Origin of the sequence: Arthrobacter sp. S41 (assembly GCF_004320535.1) — a bacterium.
GTDB lineage: Bacteria > Actinomycetota > Actinomycetes > Actinomycetales > Micrococcaceae > Glutamicibacter.
Genome location: NZ_SIHY01000002.1, coordinates 269,680 through 285,248, shown reverse-complemented (window position 1 = coordinate 285,248; position 15,569 = coordinate 269,680). Strand labels below are relative to the sequence as shown.

15 protein-coding genes are annotated in these 15,569 nt (G+C 56.6%); 9 read left to right on the top strand and 6 right to left on the bottom strand.

Annotated features, from left to right (window positions below; all coding sequences use genetic code 11):
- Nucleotides 1–55: 55 nt before the first annotated feature.
- Both EYR88_RS12670 and EYR88_RS12665 read right to left on the bottom strand, forming a co-directional pair.
- The gene (locus EYR88_RS12670) at nucleotides 56–277 is read right to left on the bottom strand and encodes an acyl-CoA carboxylase subunit epsilon (RefSeq protein WP_165477360.1); all 222 of its coding nucleotides are present in this window, start codon (nucleotides 275–277) and stop codon (nucleotides 56–58) included.
- A 43-nt stretch (nucleotides 278–320) separates the two neighbouring features.
- Nucleotides 321–1,931 (bottom strand): acyl-CoA carboxylase subunit beta, encoded by a 1,611-nt coding sequence (locus tag EYR88_RS12665; RefSeq protein WP_131090121.1) that lies wholly within the window; start codon nucleotides 1,929–1,931, stop codon nucleotides 321–323.
- A 195-nt stretch (nucleotides 1,932–2,126) separates the two neighbouring features.
- Here EYR88_RS12665 and EYR88_RS12660 point away from each other — a divergent pair, with 195 nt between their 5' ends.
- The 7 genes from EYR88_RS12660 (at nucleotide 2,127) to EYR88_RS12630 (ending at nucleotide 9,792) form a co-directional block, all read left to right on the top strand.
- On the top strand, nucleotides 2,127–2,984 hold the full coding sequence (locus tag EYR88_RS12660; protein ID WP_131090120.1) for an NAD(P)-dependent oxidoreductase: 858 nt from the start codon (nucleotides 2,127–2,129) through the stop codon (nucleotides 2,982–2,984).
- A gap of 40 nt (nucleotides 2,985–3,024) precedes the next feature.
- Nucleotides 3,025–3,891, top strand: coding sequence for a biotin--[acetyl-CoA-carboxylase] ligase (locus EYR88_RS12655; RefSeq protein ID WP_131090119.1), 867 nt, complete (start codon nucleotides 3,025–3,027; stop codon nucleotides 3,889–3,891).
- Nucleotides 3,892–3,976: 85 nt separating this feature from the next.
- Entirely contained in the window at nucleotides 3,977–4,525 is a 549-nt protein-coding gene (locus EYR88_RS12650; protein WP_131090118.1) for a hypothetical protein, read from the top strand.
- Nucleotides 4,522–5,733 carry an adenylate/guanylate cyclase domain-containing protein gene (locus EYR88_RS12645; protein WP_131090117.1) on the top strand — a complete coding sequence of 404 codons (1,212 nt, stop codon included), beginning with the start codon at nucleotides 4,522–4,524 and terminating at the stop codon, nucleotides 5,731–5,733. The genes EYR88_RS12650 and EYR88_RS12645 overlap by 4 nt, the downstream gene beginning before the upstream one ends.
- Complete coding sequence (locus EYR88_RS12640; protein WP_131090116.1) at nucleotides 5,733–6,665, top strand: protein phosphatase 2C domain-containing protein; 933 nt, start codon at nucleotides 5,733–5,735, stop codon at nucleotides 6,663–6,665. The genes EYR88_RS12645 and EYR88_RS12640 overlap by 1 nt, the downstream gene beginning before the upstream one ends.
- A gap of 47 nt (nucleotides 6,666–6,712) precedes the next feature.
- On the top strand, nucleotides 6,713–8,989 hold the full coding sequence (ligA, locus tag EYR88_RS12635) for an NAD-dependent DNA ligase LigA (protein WP_242632577.1): 2,277 nt from the start codon (nucleotides 6,713–6,715) through the stop codon (nucleotides 8,987–8,989).
- A gap of 2 nt (nucleotides 8,990–8,991) precedes the next feature.
- Entirely contained in the window at nucleotides 8,992–9,792 is an 801-nt protein-coding gene (locus tag EYR88_RS12630) for an inositol monophosphatase family protein (protein ID WP_131090114.1), read from the top strand.
- A 10-nt stretch (nucleotides 9,793–9,802) separates the two neighbouring features.
- On the opposite strand, the gene EYR88_RS12625 is transcribed toward EYR88_RS12630, so the two are convergent.
- Genes EYR88_RS12625 through EYR88_RS12610 form a run of 4 tightly spaced genes read right to left on the bottom strand, consistent with a single transcriptional unit; the run spans nucleotide 9,803 to nucleotide 12,936 of the window.
- Nucleotides 9,803–10,411 carry a hypothetical protein gene (locus EYR88_RS12625; RefSeq protein WP_131090113.1) on the bottom strand — a complete coding sequence of 203 codons (609 nt, stop codon included), beginning with the start codon at nucleotides 10,409–10,411 and terminating at the stop codon, nucleotides 9,803–9,805.
- 55 nt (nucleotides 10,412–10,466) lie between these two features.
- Nucleotides 10,467–10,916 carry an SRPBCC family protein gene (locus tag EYR88_RS12620; RefSeq protein ID WP_131090112.1) on the bottom strand — a complete coding sequence of 150 codons (450 nt, stop codon included), beginning with the start codon at nucleotides 10,914–10,916 and terminating at the stop codon, nucleotides 10,467–10,469.
- A gap of 40 nt (nucleotides 10,917–10,956) precedes the next feature.
- Complete coding sequence (locus tag EYR88_RS12615) at nucleotides 10,957–11,763, bottom strand: glucosamine-6-phosphate deaminase (protein WP_207306524.1); 807 nt, start codon at nucleotides 11,761–11,763, stop codon at nucleotides 10,957–10,959.
- A gap of 27 nt (nucleotides 11,764–11,790) precedes the next feature.
- A complete protein-coding gene (locus tag EYR88_RS12610; protein WP_131090110.1) occupies nucleotides 11,791–12,936 on the bottom strand; it encodes an ROK family transcriptional regulator in 1,146 nt (381 codons plus the stop codon).
- Nucleotides 12,937–13,033: 97 nt separating this feature from the next.
- Here EYR88_RS12610 and EYR88_RS12605 point away from each other — a divergent pair, with 97 nt between their 5' ends.
- A complete protein-coding gene (locus tag EYR88_RS12605; RefSeq protein ID WP_131090109.1) occupies nucleotides 13,034–13,567 on the top strand; it encodes a GNAT family N-acetyltransferase in 534 nt (177 codons plus the stop codon).
- A 54-nt stretch (nucleotides 13,568–13,621) separates the two neighbouring features.
- The gene (locus EYR88_RS12600) at nucleotides 13,622–15,535 is read left to right on the top strand and encodes a penicillin-binding transpeptidase domain-containing protein (RefSeq protein ID WP_131090108.1); all 1,914 of its coding nucleotides are present in this window, start codon (nucleotides 13,622–13,624) and stop codon (nucleotides 15,533–15,535) included.
- Nucleotides 15,536–15,569 lie beyond the last annotated feature (34 nt).

Below are 15,569 nucleotides of genomic sequence, written 5' to 3'. Positions count from 1 at the left end.
CTCTGAGTAACAGAGCATCAAGCCTTGAGTGATGTTTAGTGCGTGCTGCCAGAAATTACCGGCGCCCGATGGTCCAACCCAAACGAGGAGTCAGCGCACGACGCTTGCGCATCCGCGTTACCCGCTTTTTCTCAGGAGCTGCCGTCTCACTCTGCTGAGCAGGAGCATTCCCTAGCGCGCACAGCAGTGCAGTGACCGCTGCTAATTCTTCTGCGGTGGGATTGCCCTTGGTCACACGGATCTGCGGAACTGCAGTATTCGCGGCGTCCTGTTCCATTGGCTTGCTCCTTGGTAGTGCTCGAATGTTTGACCGGTGACGCTTACAGCGGGATGTTGCCGTGCTTCTTTGGAGGCAAGACTGCATGCTTCTCGCGGAGCGCTCGCAGTCCTCGAACCAGCTGCACACGAGTATCACTTGGCGCGATAACAGCGTCAACGTAACCGAGTTCGGCAGCCTGGTACGGGTTGAGCAACTCAGCCTCGTAGTCATCAATGATGGCCTTGCGACGAGCTTCGACGTCGCCGCCTTCAGCTTCTACCGCTGCCAAATCGCGACGGTAAAGGATGTTTACCGCACCCTGGGCACCCATGACGCCAATCTGCGCGGTTGGCCAAGCCAAGTTGAGGTCAGCTCCGAGCTTCTTGGAGCCCATCACGATGTACGCTCCGCCGTAGGCTTTGCGGGTAATGACGGTCAGCTTTGGCACCGTGGCTTCGGCGTAAGCGTAAAGCAACTTGGCGCCGCGGCGAATGATGCCCTGGAATTCTTGATCCTTGCCCGGGAGGAAGCCTGGCACATCCACGAAGGTGAGGATTGGGATATTGAAGGCGTCGCAGTTGCGTACAAAGCGGGCGGCCTTTTCGGAGGCCGCAATATCCAAGGTGCCGGCAAACTGCATTGGCTGGTTAGCCACAATGCCTACGGTGCGACCTTCAATGCGGGCGTAACCGATCATCACGTTTGGTGCGTAGAGTGACTGCATCTCAAAGAAGTGTGCGTCATCCACGATGGACTCGATGATCTTACGCATGTCATAAGGCTGGTTTGCGGAGTCTGGGATCAAGGTATCAAGTCCGAGATCTTCCTCGGAGATTTCCAGATCTTCATCGAATTCTGCGATCAGTGCATCGGCAAGGTTTGAGGAAGGTAGGAAGTCCAGCAGTTCCTTGCAGAATTCCACAGCGTCTTCTTCATCGCTAGCCAAGTAGGTAGCGGTACCGGTGTTGGCGTTGTGCTGACGCGCGCCACCGAGAGTTTCCATGTCGATCTCTTCACCGGTGACGGTCTTGATCACGTCTGGACCGGTGATGAACATGTGGCTGGTCTTGTCGACCATGATCACGTAATCAGTCAAGGCAGGGGAGTAGGCCGCACCGCCAGCTGAAGGGCCCATGATCAAGGAGATCTGAGGTACTACGCCGGAGGCGTGAACGTTATTGCGGAAGATATCAGCGAACATCGCCAACGAGGCAACGCCCTCCTGAATACGAGCGCCACCACCGTCGAGGATGCCCACAACTGGGCAACCGTTGCGCAGCGCAAATTCCTGAACCTTGACGATCTTCTCACCGTTGACCTGCGAGAGCGATCCGCCGTAAACGCTGAAGTCTTGGGAGTAGACGGCAACCAAACGACCGTCAACCGTGCCGTAGCCAGAAACCAGGCCGTCGCCTAGGGGCTTCTTCTTTTCCATTCCGAAGGCGGTGGAACGGTGAACGGCTAGAGCATCAAATTCGACAAAAGAGTCCTCGTCCATGAGCATCTCGATGCGTTCGCGGGCGGTATTCTTGCCACGGGAATGCTGCTTTTCGATAGCTGCCTGGCCGCTAGGTGCCTCGGAGAGTTTCTGGCGGCGGCGGAATTCAGCGAGTTTGCCGGCGGTGGTGGACAGGTCGATCGCTTCGTCTGCCTCGGTTCTGCCCTGCGTCATGCCTTCGACTCCCTCGAGTTGTCTTCAATGTGTAGGAATGACACAAGAAAAATGTCATCTAAGCCAGTCTAACTGGGGAAACGCGAGTTCTGATTGTAGGAATCTTACAAATTGGATAGATATCCAGTGCGTGGCACGCCAGAATAAGTTACTGCCCAGTAGCTTAGCGGAGAATCTTCGCGTAACCTAGATCACATGACTAATGAACCTCGAACTCAGATCGCCCCTGATGCGCAGAGCCTCAAGAATCGCACAATCTTGATGAGCGGCGGAAGCCGCGGTATCGGATTAGCCATAGCAAAAGCCGCCGGTGCACTCGGTGCCAACGTGGTGTTGCTGTCTAAAACCTCGGATCCACACCCCAGCCTCGAAGGCACCATCCACACCGCAGTACAAGAAATTAATCAGGCCGGCGGTAAAGGTCTAGCAGTGGTTGGCGATGTTCGTATCGACGCCGACGTACAACGAGCAGTTGATGAAGCCGTGGCAACATTTGGTGGAATCGACATCGTGGTGAATAACGCGTCAGCCATCAACCTCGCCAAAACTGACCAGGTAGATATGAAACGCTACGACCTGATGCAGGACATCAACGTCCGTGGAACCTTCTTGCTATCCAAAACCGCGCTTCCATACCTGCGTGCCTCAAAGCACGCACATATCCTCACACTCTCTCCACCGCTGAACCTTGACCCGCGGTGGGCCGGAGAACACCTGGCCTACACCATGGCCAAATACGGCATGTCGCTCACCACCCTAGGTCTGGCCGAGGAACTGAAGGGCGAAGGCGTGGGTGTGAACTCACTATGGCCTGAAACCCTGATTGATACCGCGGCCATTCGTAACCTGCCTGGTGGGCAAAAGATGATCCAGGGGGCGCGCGACGCACAAATTGTCGCCGATGCCGCGATGGCCATCTTGAGCAGCAACCCGCAAACATTGAGTGGAAACTTCTTCACCGATGGCCAGGTGCTGAAATCTGCCGGCGTTACCGATTTGGAGCAGTATTCACTAAAGCCCGAGGTGCCATTGGTGGAAGACATCTTCCTCTAAACTCGCGTTGACTCAGTTGGCGGTGTCTTAGGGTTTAGCTATGGATAATTCCTCTGACACCGCCCGCGCTGCTATTGATCCGAGTCGTCTAACTAAGCTCACCGATCAGTTGCAGCTAGGGCTTGTGCAGCTCAAGGCGGTCTCTGGTTCCACCAACACGGAGCTAGCGACCCTGGCATCTGCCGGCCAAGCCGGGCACCTCAGCGTTTACTTCACCGAACATCAGCAAGCAGGAAAAGGTCGACTGGGTCGTAGCTGGGTAACCCCGTTAGGCTCATCAATCACCGTCAGTGTGCTTGTGATTCCCGGTGCCAATGTGTCGACCGAGGCCTTGTCTTGGTACACAATGATCGCAGCCTTGGCGTGGAGTCGAGCCGCTGAACGGGTCGCTGAAGTTCCGGTAAGTATCAAGTGGCCCAATGACTTGCTTGCTGGAGAATTCAAAATCTGCGGCATCCTTGCTCAACTGGTTCCGGTGGCCAACGGTTACGGCGTAGTCATCGGTACCGGGATGAACGTGGATCAAGACCGAGAAGAATTGCCGGTACCCACAGCAACCTCGCTACGCCTAGCTAGCTCTGGTTCGATCGACCGCACCGGGCTATTGGCTGAGTACCTCAAGGAACTGGTCGGGTTGGATCGCAGCTTCCGTCAAGTTGCTGGATCCGTCCACGTGCCATTGCCTGGATTTGATGGTCAGTCACTTCACCAAATGGTCAGCGCCAAACTGGCAACCTTGGGGCATCTAGTACGCGTAGAATTCCCGGACGGTTCCACGATTGAAGCCACAGCGGTGCAGCTTGGCACAGATGGCGCACTGATTTTAGAAGACGCAGCAGGCAAGCGCCGAGAAGTACTGGCCGGGGACGTGCACCATGTGCGGCGCGCCGACGGAAAGTATGCCTAATAGGTGTTGGGCCTAGTACCGGGACTATTATTGAAGGTACTGACCGAAGCACTATGTCTGAAGGGGAGGGGCGAGGACCCATACGATGAAGTTGCCGCTACATGAACGGGAGCGAGTGGTCATCAAAACTCGCGAGCACTCCCGGGTATTGCGACAGCCGATCACCGCCTTCCTCATCCTCACCGCACTGTGCACTTTTGCCTTAGGCTACCTCTCACGTGAGGACCTCTCGGATTGGTTGGCTAACAATGCCAACGTCTGGATGATCGTGAGCGTAGTGCTGTGGGCGGCACTGGTGCTCATCTGGGTACTGCTTCCGTGGATTCGCTGGACGCGTAGCTTGGTGGTGCTAACCACCGAACGGATCATGTTCCGCTCCACCTACAGCCAAGGCAAACTGCAATCTGTAGGATTATTTACGGTTCGTGATCTTGTTGCCTACGCGAAGTCCAATAACGCGATGACACGAGCGGGCACCTTGGACATCGTGATGAATCAAGGATATGTTCGCATTTCCCACGTACCGGCCGTTGGGTACTTCCGCTCATTGGCCGTGGAAACGATGACCAACCTACGAAACAATCCCGGTGCGGCGCACACCGAAACGACGAACAGTGAAGGCACGGGGGCATGAGCACCGAGCACACCAATCCACCCCGGCCGGATTCTCCGCAGTCCGCCGCACAGGCCGCCCGCGAAGCCCGTCAACACCCTGTCGTTGAAGCCCCGGGCGAGTCAGATCCGATTCTGGAGCTGGCCCAAGCCATGGAAGGCCCGCTGCGCATTCCGGCCCACACCCCAGATGCGGTGCGCGACAACGTCGCCTCCCTGGAGAACCGTCTTATTGGTGGCCAACGCGAATTCCGCCGCCGCGAAGTAGCCGCTGAAGCCGGAATTTCGTTGCACTCGGCGCGCAAACTCTGGCGCGCCATCGGATTCCCTGAACTCAGTGATGATGAAGTCTTCTTCACCAAAGCGGACAAAGCTGCACTGGGCACCATGGTGGACATGGTGCGCGAAGGAAAACTCACCGAAGAGACCGCCATTTCGCTGATGCGTTCGGTGGGGCAGATGACCGACCGCATGGTGGTGTGGCAGATCGAAGCCTTGGTGGAAGACATGATCGCAAACCAAAATATGTCTGACCGCCAAGCCCGCCGTCAGCTCTTTGGCATGCTTCCAGACATCATCCCTGCCATTGAAGACTTACTGCTTTATTCGTGGCGCCGCCAGCTGAACTCTGCGGTGCACCGCATGGCCTTGCGTGTGGAAACCGGTGTGGCTGCTTACAAACAAGACACCACCGACGCTGACGGAGGCACCCCGTTGCCGCTTGCTCGTGCCGTCGGTTTTGCTGACTTGGTTTCCTATACCTCCCTGTCGCGACGGATGAACGAACGCACGCTGGCACAGTTGGTCCAACGCTTTGAAGCCAAATGTGCGGAGGTTATCTCTGTGGGTGGTGGACGTTTGGTCAAGACCATCGGTGATGAAGTGCTCTATGTGGCCGAAACTCCGCAGGCAGGCGCCCTTATCGCGCTCTCGCTGTCTCGCGAACTAGCCAAGGACGAACTGTTCCCACAAACGCGTGGAGCGGTCGTCTGGGGTCGTGTGCTTTCGCGACTTGGCGATATTTACGGTCCCACCGTCAACATGGCCGCGCGACTAACCTCTCTAGCTGAGCCAGGAGCGGTACTCACCGACGCGATCACCGCCAATACTTTGCGCAACGACGCTCGCTTTGTGCTCACTGCCCAAGAAATTACCGCGGTGCGTGGCTTCGGTGACATTCAACCTTATGAACTCTCGCCTGGCGAGGGAGCCGGACTGGTGATTGACTGATGAACGCCGAACCAAATGCAGTTCCATTTACGCTTGCTGCTGCCGGGCTGACCGATGTGGGCCGCAAACGTGCCGAAAACCAGGACCGGATCCTGCTGCATGACATCGTATATGCGGTAGCTGACGGCATGGGTGGGCACGAAGCCGGGGAAGTTGCTAGCCAGCTTGCGGTGGAAACCATGCAAGAAATTTGCACCTTCGCCAATAAGACATCGGTACGCAAACTTCCCACCGTGGCCGAGGTGCAGCGTCAGGTGCAACTGGCCGATGACCGAATCCGGGAAGCTCTGGAAGCTCGCGGCGGAACCACGCTCTGCGCGCTGGTTCAGATTAAGGCCCCAGACCAGGGCCGAGATAATGTCACCGCACCGGTTGCGGCCGTGCCACCATGGACTTCAAGTTTTTCCATGAACATCAATACCGACGTGATTTCAAAGATTACTCCGGAGCTACTAAAAAACCACCGCACCAATTCGACCCCGAGCACCGCACCATTGACGGTACTCAGCGAAGACATCCCAAACCTCTTGCTGGTCAACGTGGGGGACTCGCGTGGCTACCGGTTGCGCGACGGAGCATTGCAGCAGCTCACCCGTGACCACTCGGCCGTCCAAGAGATGGTTGATGCTGGGCAGATCACCGAACTTGAAGCGCGCAACCACCCGCATCGCAACCTCATCACTCGCGCCCTGGGCGCCGGAGCGGAAAGCCAGCCGGATGTCACCGTGCTGCAACCGCGCATCGGGGATCGCTATTTGTTGTGCAGTGATGGACTTTCCGGCGAACTGACCGAAGATATCTTGCAGACCATTCTGGTGAACTTCAAGGACCGTGCTGAAGCAGCCAAGGTCTTGACCGGGGCAGCGCTTGAAGCTGGTGGACGAGACAATATCGCAGTCATCGTCATTGATGTGTTGGCGGCCGAAAACTAACAGGTCAAGTCTGCGCTTCTGGCATTGAGTGGGGCACAATTGGATATGTGAGTGAAAATTCCGTAACCCCAGTTGAGACCACCAATGCTCCGCCGGAAGCTGAAAAGACCCGCTACGAACAGTTGGTTGAACAGATTCGCGGGCACCGCGATGCGTACTACCAAAATGATGCCCCGCTGATTTCCGACGTTGAGTACGACGCGCTGTTCCATGAGCTGCAGCTACTCGAGGCGAAATACCCGATCTTGGCCGGACAGGATTCACCCACCCAAGAAGTTGGTGGCGAAGTTTCTGCCGCCTTCGCCTCGGTCACTCACGCCAGCCGCATGTACTCGCTGGAAGACGTCTTTTCACTCGACGAACTCGAAGCCTGGCTTGAACGAGCCCAGCTCAACGCCGAACGCCTGCACCCACAAAGCCCCGTTAAATGGTTGTGCGAAGTCAAGATCGACGGACTGGCACTGAACCTGACCTACCGGGACGGTAAGTTGGTCCGCGCCGCCACCCGTGGTGATGGCACCACCGGTGAAGATGTCACTCACAATGCCTTGACCATCAGCGATATTCCCCAAGAATTGACCGGTTCAGGGTGGCCCGCAGAATTTGAAGTACGTGGTGAGGTATTCATTGCCACCGATGACTTCAACGCTTACAACGAAATGTTGATTGCTCAGGGCAAAGCGCCGTTGGCCAATCCCCGCAACGCAGCGGCCGGAAGCCTACGCCAAAAGGACCCGGAACAAACGGCAAAGCGCCCGCTGAGAATGTTTGTCCACGGGCTAGGACGCAGCCGCGACTTCGACATGACCGAGCAGTCCCAAGCCTATGAGCTCATGCGTGGCTGGGGCCTTCCCGTTTCACCCTATGGCCGGGTAGTTGATAGCCGAGCTGAGGCTAGAGACTACATTGCCGAACATGGGGAAAAACGTCATGATCTGATTCATGACATTGACGGCATTGTCATCAAGGTTAATGACCTGGCCACCCAAGAACAGCTCGGTTACACCTCTCGTGTGCCACGCTGGGCCGTAGCCTACAAATACCCACCAGAAGAAGTGCACACCAAACTGTTGGACATCCAGGTTCAGGTTGGTCGCACCGGACGTGTTACTCCCTTTGGTGTCATGGAGCCAGTACTTGTGGCCGGTTCAACCGTGGCCCGTGCAACCTTGCATAACCAAGAAGTGGTCATTGCCAAGAACGTGAAAATCGGCGACACGGTGATCCTACGCAAAGCTGGAGATGTCATCCCAGAAATCGTTGGCCCGGTCTTGCCGCTACGTGAGGGCAATACTGAACTACGCGACTTTGTCATGCCCACTCACTGCCCATCGTGCGGTGAACCTTTGGCGCCAGCCAAAGAAGGCGACGTGGACATTCGCTGCCTCAATGCAGAATCTTGCCCTGCACAGCTCACAGAGCGAGTTGCCTACCTCTCGGGTCGCTGTGCACTAGATATTGAAGCCTTGGGCTACGAAGCTGCGGCCGCTTTGACCAGCGGTCCGGGCGAAGACCCTGCAACCCAAGGCGGAGTAATCCTGCCTGCTGGTCCGGGTCCGTTGCACAATGAAGCGCAGCTGTTCAATCTCAAAGACAAGCTCGAAGAGCTCGGCGAGGTGATGGTCTGGCGCGAAAAGCGAGTGAAGGGCGAAGGCACCGGAAAGTTTGAACTGGTCCCGTACTTCTACTCCAAAGCCACCGCCAAGAAGCCTTCGGCACCCACCCGCAGCACCATGAAACTGCTTGATGAGCTGGAGAAAGCCAAAGAAAATCCACTCTGGCGCGTACTGGTGGCCTTGTCCATCCGGCACGTCGGACCCAATGCTTCGCGTGCAATTGCCACCCGATACGGATCGATGGATGCGCTGCTAGAAGTCTTGGATTCAGGTAATGCCGAGGCTGAACTCAGCGACATTGACTCTGTCGGCTCGATTATCGCCGAAGCCTTAGTGGACTGGTTTAAAGTCGACTGGCATCGAGACATCGTCTCCTCCTGGCAAGCAGCCGGGGTGAAGATGAAAGACGAGCAGGACGCAAACATCACTAAAAATCTTGAGTCTCTGGCCATCGTGGTGACCGGAACATTGGAGAATTTCTCGCGCGATACCGCGAAGGAAGCCATCATCGTGCGCGGTGGTAAAGCGACCGGTAGCGTCTCGAAGAAGACCGATTTCTTAGTTGCCGGCGAAGCTGCCGGGTCCAAGCTAGATAAGGCGCAGTCTCTGGGTGTGCCAGTGCTGGATGAAGCCGGATTTGTTGTGCTCCTTGACCAAGGACCAGATGCAGCGCGCGAGGTAGCCCTCGCCGCACCTACGGAAGGCTAACGATGGACAAAGCAATTACTCACGATCCACTGGTGCTGGTGGCCCGACGGGCCGCAGCAGCCGGTGCTGAAGTACTAGCTGGCCGTGACGAATCCCAATTTAACATCAGTGATAAGTCTGCCGTTGGGGACTGGGTGACCGATTTTGATCGGGCCTCGGAGGAAGCAATTCGAGCCACCATCACCACCTCGCGACCTAGCGATGAGCTCACCGGCGAAGAGTACCCGAGCGCTAAACCACTGAATCCCAGCGGCGTGCGTTGGAGCATTGACCCGTTGGACGGAACCATCAACTTCGTACGCAACATTGCTTACTACTGTTCATCAGTGGGTGCCTGCCAGCTCGAAGAAGACGGAACCGAAACGTGGGTCGCCGCGGCGATTGTCGCCCCGGCATTGCAAGTGGAGTACTTCGCGGGCAAGGGATTGGGCGCCTGGAAGCAGGACTTGCGCACCGGCAAGCTGACCAAGCTCACTGGCCCGGTAGATTCACCGGCCAAGATTCTGGGCACCGGTTTTGGTTATGACGCGCAGCGTCGTCAATTCCAAGCTCGCGTCTTGGAAGAAATGCTTGCCGATTACGTCAACGTTCGGCGCATTGGTTCTGCCGCCCTTGACCTATGCCTCGTCGCTCAGGGGTCCTTGGACGCCTACGCCGAATACGGCACCCAAGAGTATGACTGGGCTGCTGGCGCACTGATTGCTGAAGAAGCTGGATGCGCTGTGGGTAGGCCTGCAACCTATCCGGGCTGGCAGTACGCCGGACTGGTGGATCCAGCTAAGCTCACTGAGCCAACAAGCTAGTAATTCGCAGCTAGTTCACGAACAGCGCCATGACCTCATGGGCATAGTGGATGAGGATGCCGACGGCTACACCGCCGCACACCTGTGTGGCGGTGTGCTGGAAGCTTCGAAGCCGGGACCACGAGAGCACCGCGATAAAGAGCAAGACCGCAGGTAGTAGGTCCGCTCTCTGGCTGGCCAACTGCAAGATGACGTAGGTGCCCACTGCCAGATGGACCGAAACCTTCCACCAAATATTGATGATCGCAACGGTAAACAAGCCGAGCAAGATGCAGAACACTTCGCGGAAAATTCCGGCACTGGCATTGACCAGCCACAAGATGATCAGACCGATAATGATCATTGTGGCAGTCATCGCGTAAATCAGATGACGCTGATGACGTACGGTGACATGCATGTCGGTAACTGCGCCGCGCCGCTTGGCTAGCGCCAGGATTAGCCACGGAATGATCGTGGTAAATACTGCGGCAAGAACGGCTTCGCTCCAGGCAATCGAGGCATCACGCAGCGGCGTGAGCAACAGCAACAATGTCGCCAAAATAATCGGTGAAAGTACGTGGGAAACGATCAAAGCGATCTTGCGTACCAATGCGCTGGATGGCGAAGCGATCTGCGTCAAAGTCTAAAAGCCTTGCTGGTGTAGGGAAGTGCTGATCAAGGGCACACCTGAAATTCTAGTGTTCGGAATTGATCAGATACGCATTGCGCATGCGGATCAGTCTCGGCAGATACCAGCTGAGCACCAGCCGTTCGGCCAGCCAACCAAGCGGGCCCAACGGGGCTTCAAAATGGATCTGATCCACCATGAGGGTGCCCGTTGTACTCTCAAAAAATTCGTGGACATGATGGAACTTTTTGAATGGTCCGCACACCTGCTGATCGGTGAATGTTCTTGGGGCATCCAGTTCAAGGATTTCTGAGGTCATTCGAACTGGCAGACCAAAATGCTTTGCCTGCCAGGTGACCTGCTCACCCAGTGCGATCTGTCCGGTAACTACACCATCAACTGCCCGCTCCCCGGATTCGGCCATGGAACCAGAGTGAGCATCGATGTTCAACGATTTTTCGAAGAGCTCTTCGCGGGTCATCTCCGTTTTGGTGAAACATTCAAAATACACGGCCATGCCTGTCAGTCTGCCACATTAGGGCACATCAGGGCCCGTTCTATTGCAGGCGTAACTGTATATCGGAGAGTCCAGCAGCGGCATCAGCATAGTATTCGCGAAGTTTTAGTCCAGCTGCAGCTTCTTCATCTAGTACAACTACCGCGTCGGGGTGTAGCTGCAGAACCGATCCGGGGCAGGAAGCTGTCAGTGGTCCTTCGACGGCAGCGGCGATGGCTTCGGCCTTGCCAGCCCCGGTGGCTACAAGAACCAACCGTCCGGCTTCGAGGATTGTGCCTAGACCTTGGGTGACGCAATGGGTGGGTACACCGTCGATTCCGTCAAAGAACCGAGCGTTGTCGTGACGGGTCTTGGCTGCCAGTCGCTTAACTCTGGTGCGACTACGTAGTGCGGATCCGGGTTCGTTGAACCCCAGATGCCCGTTGGAACCAATGCCAAGAATTTGCACCTGGACGCCTCCAGCGGCGGCAATCGACTCGTCGTAGTTTGATGCGTCGGATTCAATAGCTTCCAATGATTCGCCGAGGCCCACAGGGGTGTGTAGTGACTGGGCTGGCAAGCCAATCACATTGCAGACTTCATTGATCAGCGTCTGTCGGTACGACTGCTGATGTGTATCGGGAATGCCGATGTACTCATCGAGTGCAAAACCTTGAGCCTGCGAAAAGTCAGCGCGGCCATCTTTAACTGCAGCAGCTAGCTGCTGGTACAGACCTAGGGGAGAGGAGCCGGTGGCCAAGCCAAGGACCGGTTTCCGTCCAGCGCCATGGTTGGCCAGACCCTCAAGGACACTGCTGGCAGCGATCTTTGCTACCTCTTGTGCTGATTCACCTACGAGCACGCGCATGATGTGTACTCTCCGTTCTGTTGTTGGTTATGAAATGCCTAGTTCGTGGAATAGTACGTTCACTGCTGTACCGCGTAACACCAGGTGCTCGGGGTCATCACTGATGTTCAGTTGGAAATCTTCGCCACGCGCGGTCCGTGAACGTTCGGCAAGGGCGTCTAACAACCATTGAGCCATCTGCGGATTAACTACTTCTGGCGGTCCGGTGAAAATGACATTGCGGATATCGAGCACCGAGATCAGTGGCGCCAACGCGTTGGCTAGAGCAACGCTCGCTTGTTGCCCGACTTCTTCGGCAGACTGCCCAGAAGCTATTGCTTGCAGGATGGCGGGCACTGACGCGTAGGCTTCCAAACAACCTGTCTCACCGCAGCTACAGGGCTTGTTCGCTGTAGGATCTTGTTTAACGTGGCCGAGTTCGCCGGCGGCAAATTTCGAACCGCGCACCAAGGTGTTGTGGGTGATCACGCCGCAACCCACACCTCGTCCAAGGCGAAGCAGTAGCATATGTTCGCTGCCGTGCCCGAAGGTGTGCTCAGCAAGGGTGGCGCAGTCAGCGTCATTAAGAACATGGGTTCTCGTGTTCGTAGCTTGCTGGATTTTGTTGCGTAGGTCGTAGTCGACCCAGTCAAACTTTTCGGCTAATCGGACCACACCCTGCTCGGTCACGATGCCGGGTGTGCCAATGCCAATTCCTACTACTGGCTCCGTGCACTGAGCCAGGGCCTGATTCACGAGTTCTAACAGCTGGGCAGTTGCAGTCTCGCCGGTGGCTCCTTGCTCATGGCTGTCCAAGGTGAAGCTTTGAAGAAGGGTGCCATCAAGATCCATGATGGCGGCGCGGAACGGGAGAATTCCGGAAAGATCCACGCCGATAATGCGCAGCCCAGGGCGGTTGAGATCCACCAGTGTTGCTGGCTTGCCCGGGCGTTTTCCTTCTTTAGGACCGGTTTCAATGACATGGCCCCGGAGCAAAAGTTCTGCCACTAATTCTGAGACGGTGACTCGTGTGAGTTTGGTGGCGCGAGAAAGCTCGGCTCGGCTTAGCGCTCCGCGCTCCATTAAGTTCTGTAACACCAGGGACAAGTTCTGCTCCCTGCCGTGCGCCGGCAAGACGGCGCCACCGTGCGACAGAAAGGTCCCGTCGCGACGTAAGACAGTTTCGGAGCTCATGAGGTTAGTTAACTCTATTAACAAACCTTTGTGCAAGGCCCGGAGTCAATATTTCTCTCGTCTAATTCTGCGCAGACCGTGGCACACTTGAAGCACCATGAATGAGGCAGAAACTTTCACAAGCGTCCACGGCGGAATACTCATAGAACTGGCCACGCCCCAGGATTACCAGCGGGTGGGGGAGCTGACCGCGAGCTCCTATTTTGCCGCCGGACACTTTGACAGTCCCGACCACGAGTATCTGAAATTTGCACAAAAGGTCGCAGAGCGTGCCGAGCAAACCGAAATTTATGTTGCCCGCCGCGATGCTCAGATCCTTGGCTCCATGACTCTTATCCAAGTAGGCAGCGACTACGCGGACATTGCACGTCCTGGCGAATTGGAGATCCGCATGCTCAGTGTTGACCCTTCGGCGCAGCGCAGCGGAGTGGGCCGAGCCATGGTTCAAGCCAGCATTGATCGTGCTCGCAGTCTGCCAAATATCAGCGCGGTGAGCCTGACTACTGGGCAGAGCTGGAATACAGCTCGAGCCCTGTATGAATCTATGGGTTTTGTGCACGATTCACAGCGCGACTGGACGGTGCCCGGTACCGATATCAAGCTGGTGGTCTACTCGAAAGAAATAATCTGAGGCAGACCGACAGGTTATTGTGAACCGGCCTGTCAGCATGAATAGAATGGCTCCATGAGTGCTCTTCGTCGTAGTGTTGTTGCCCTGTCAGTTGCCGCCCTAGCCTTGGGCTCCCTCAGTGCGTGCAGCGCAAAAACACCGGACCCAGCACCGTCCGCCGACGCCCTAGCTTCGGCAATCAACTCCGGTGACTTCAGCGACGTCCAGTTCGCAAGCTCCGATGCACAAGCTGCGGCCAGTGAACAAAAGACCGCCTTTGGTTCCATGGGCGAAGTTAAGCACAGCAGCACCGTGAGTTCAGTGGCCAAGGACGAGGAAGAAACGGACGGCATCAAAACCGCGACGGCCGATATCACCACCGTGTGGGACGTTGATGACACCGACAAAGACTTCAGCTACACCACCAAAGCCGTCTGGGAATTTGATAAAGACGCCGACGCGTGGAAGCTGCGCTTCGACCCAGCAGTGCTTGCCCCGGACTTGCAGGCAGGGGACTACCTCAAAGCCACTGTGGAAGTAGCGGACCGCGGCAGCATCACTGCCGCCGGTGGCGACAAGATCGTCACCAACCGGCCAGTAATCCGTGTGGGTCTGGATAAGACCCGCACCGAGAAAGCCAACTGGAAAGCCTCGGCTAAAAAACTAGCCAAGCTCGTAGACATTGACGAAGACCAGTATGTGAGCACCGTGCTGGCCGCTGGCGACAAGGCCTGGGTGCCAGCGATCGTCTTACGCGATGATTCCAGTCGTGAGGTCAGCGACAACGAGATCAAGGCGATTGAGGGCGCAACCTTCACCAACGATGAAATTCCGTTGGCTCCCACTCGCGAATTTGCCCGACCGCTCCTAGGCGCCGTGGGCGAAGCAACCGCAGAAATCATCAAGAAGTCTGACGGCAAGATCAAGAGCGGTGACCAGGTTGGTACCTCCGGGTTGCAGTCGGCCTACAATGACACTCTTTCGGGCACCGACGGCATCAAGGTTTCGCGCTACAACAAAGCCAACGAGGCCCAGGCGGAGCTGTTCACCACCAAGCCGGTGGCCGGCAAAAATGTGGAAACCACCTTGGACATGGATCTGCAAAAGGCTGCAGATAAGCTCATCGCCGACGCGGATTCAAATTCCGGTATTGTTGCGATCCGCCCATCAGATGGCAGTGTTCTCGCTGCTTCCTCAGGCCCGGTGAGCTCCGGACTGAACACCGCGCTTCAGGGATCCTACGCACCTGGCTCCTCATTCAAGGTAATCAGTGCGCTGGCAATGGTTCGTGACGGGGCCACCGCAAATACCAAGGTCGAGTGCACCGCCAGCACCACCGTGGACGGCAAAACATTCAAGAACTATGACCACTATCCAGCAGCCGAGCTTGGAACCATCCCACTGTCCGAAGCCATTGCTCAATCCTGCAACACCGTCTTCATCAATGAAGGTTCAAAAATCAGCGGCAAGAAGCTCTCTGAAGCTGCCGCAGCCCTAGGATTGACCGGCGAAGACGGAACCGGTGTTGGCGCAGTGCTCGGCTCGGTGCCCGATGATTCAGAAGGAACCACTCAGGCGGCCAACATGATTGGTCAGGGCGTAGTGGAAGCTTCGCCACTGGGTATGGCCACCGTGGTCGCCTCGGTCCAGGCCAAGTCCACCGTCCAGCCTAAGCTGGTAACTTCACCTGAGCCCAAGGCCCCAGCCAAGGCAGCCTCAGCTCTCACCGAAGATGAAGCCAAACAACTCTCCGACATGATGGCCGAGGTCATTGATCACGGAACCCTGAAGGATCTGAACTCCTTGAGCGGGGCAAAGATCATCGGCAAGTCCGGCACCGCAGAATATGACAGCGAGCGCAACGCTCACGCCTGGGCCATCGTTGCCCAAGGCGACTTGGCCGTTGCGGCGTTTGTTGAAGATGGTGACGGTGGCGCGCAAAGCGCTGGCCCGCTGGTCAAGTCCATGCTTGAAGCAGCAGCTAAGTAGTAAAGCAGGACGCAGTCAAGGAACGTTGCTCAGG

Coding starts and splice junctions, on each gene's coding strand:
- EYR88_RS12670 (WP_165477360.1), bottom strand. CDS start 277: ATGGAACAGGACGCCGCGAATACTGCAGTTCCGCAGATCCGTGTGACC.
- EYR88_RS12665 (WP_131090121.1), bottom strand. CDS start 1,931: ATGACGCAGGGCAGAACCGAGGCAGACGAAGCGATCGACCTGTCCACC.
- EYR88_RS12660 (WP_131090120.1), top strand. CDS start 2,127: ATGACTAATGAACCTCGAACTCAGATCGCCCCTGATGCGCAGAGCCTC.
- EYR88_RS12655 (WP_131090119.1), top strand. CDS start 3,025: ATGGATAATTCCTCTGACACCGCCCGCGCTGCTATTGATCCGAGTCGT.
- EYR88_RS12650 (WP_131090118.1), top strand. CDS start 3,977: ATGAAGTTGCCGCTACATGAACGGGAGCGAGTGGTCATCAAAACTCGC.
- EYR88_RS12645 (WP_131090117.1), top strand. CDS start 4,522: ATGAGCACCGAGCACACCAATCCACCCCGGCCGGATTCTCCGCAGTCC.
- EYR88_RS12640 (WP_131090116.1), top strand. CDS start 5,733: ATGAACGCCGAACCAAATGCAGTTCCATTTACGCTTGCTGCTGCCGGG.
- EYR88_RS12630 (WP_131090114.1), top strand. CDS start 8,992: ATGGACAAAGCAATTACTCACGATCCACTGGTGCTGGTGGCCCGACGG.
- EYR88_RS12620 (WP_131090112.1), bottom strand. CDS start 10,916: ATGGCCGTGTATTTTGAATGTTTCACCAAAACGGAGATGACCCGCGAA.
- EYR88_RS12615 (WP_207306524.1), bottom strand. CDS start 11,763: ATGCGCGTGCTCGTAGGTGAATCAGCACAAGAGGTAGCAAAGATCGCT.
- EYR88_RS12610 (WP_131090110.1), bottom strand. CDS start 12,936: ATGAGCTCCGAAACTGTCTTACGTCGCGACGGGACCTTTCTGTCGCAC.
- EYR88_RS12605 (WP_131090109.1), top strand. CDS start 13,034: ATGAATGAGGCAGAAACTTTCACAAGCGTCCACGGCGGAATACTCATA.
- EYR88_RS12600 (WP_131090108.1), top strand. CDS start 13,622: ATGAGTGCTCTTCGTCGTAGTGTTGTTGCCCTGTCAGTTGCCGCCCTA.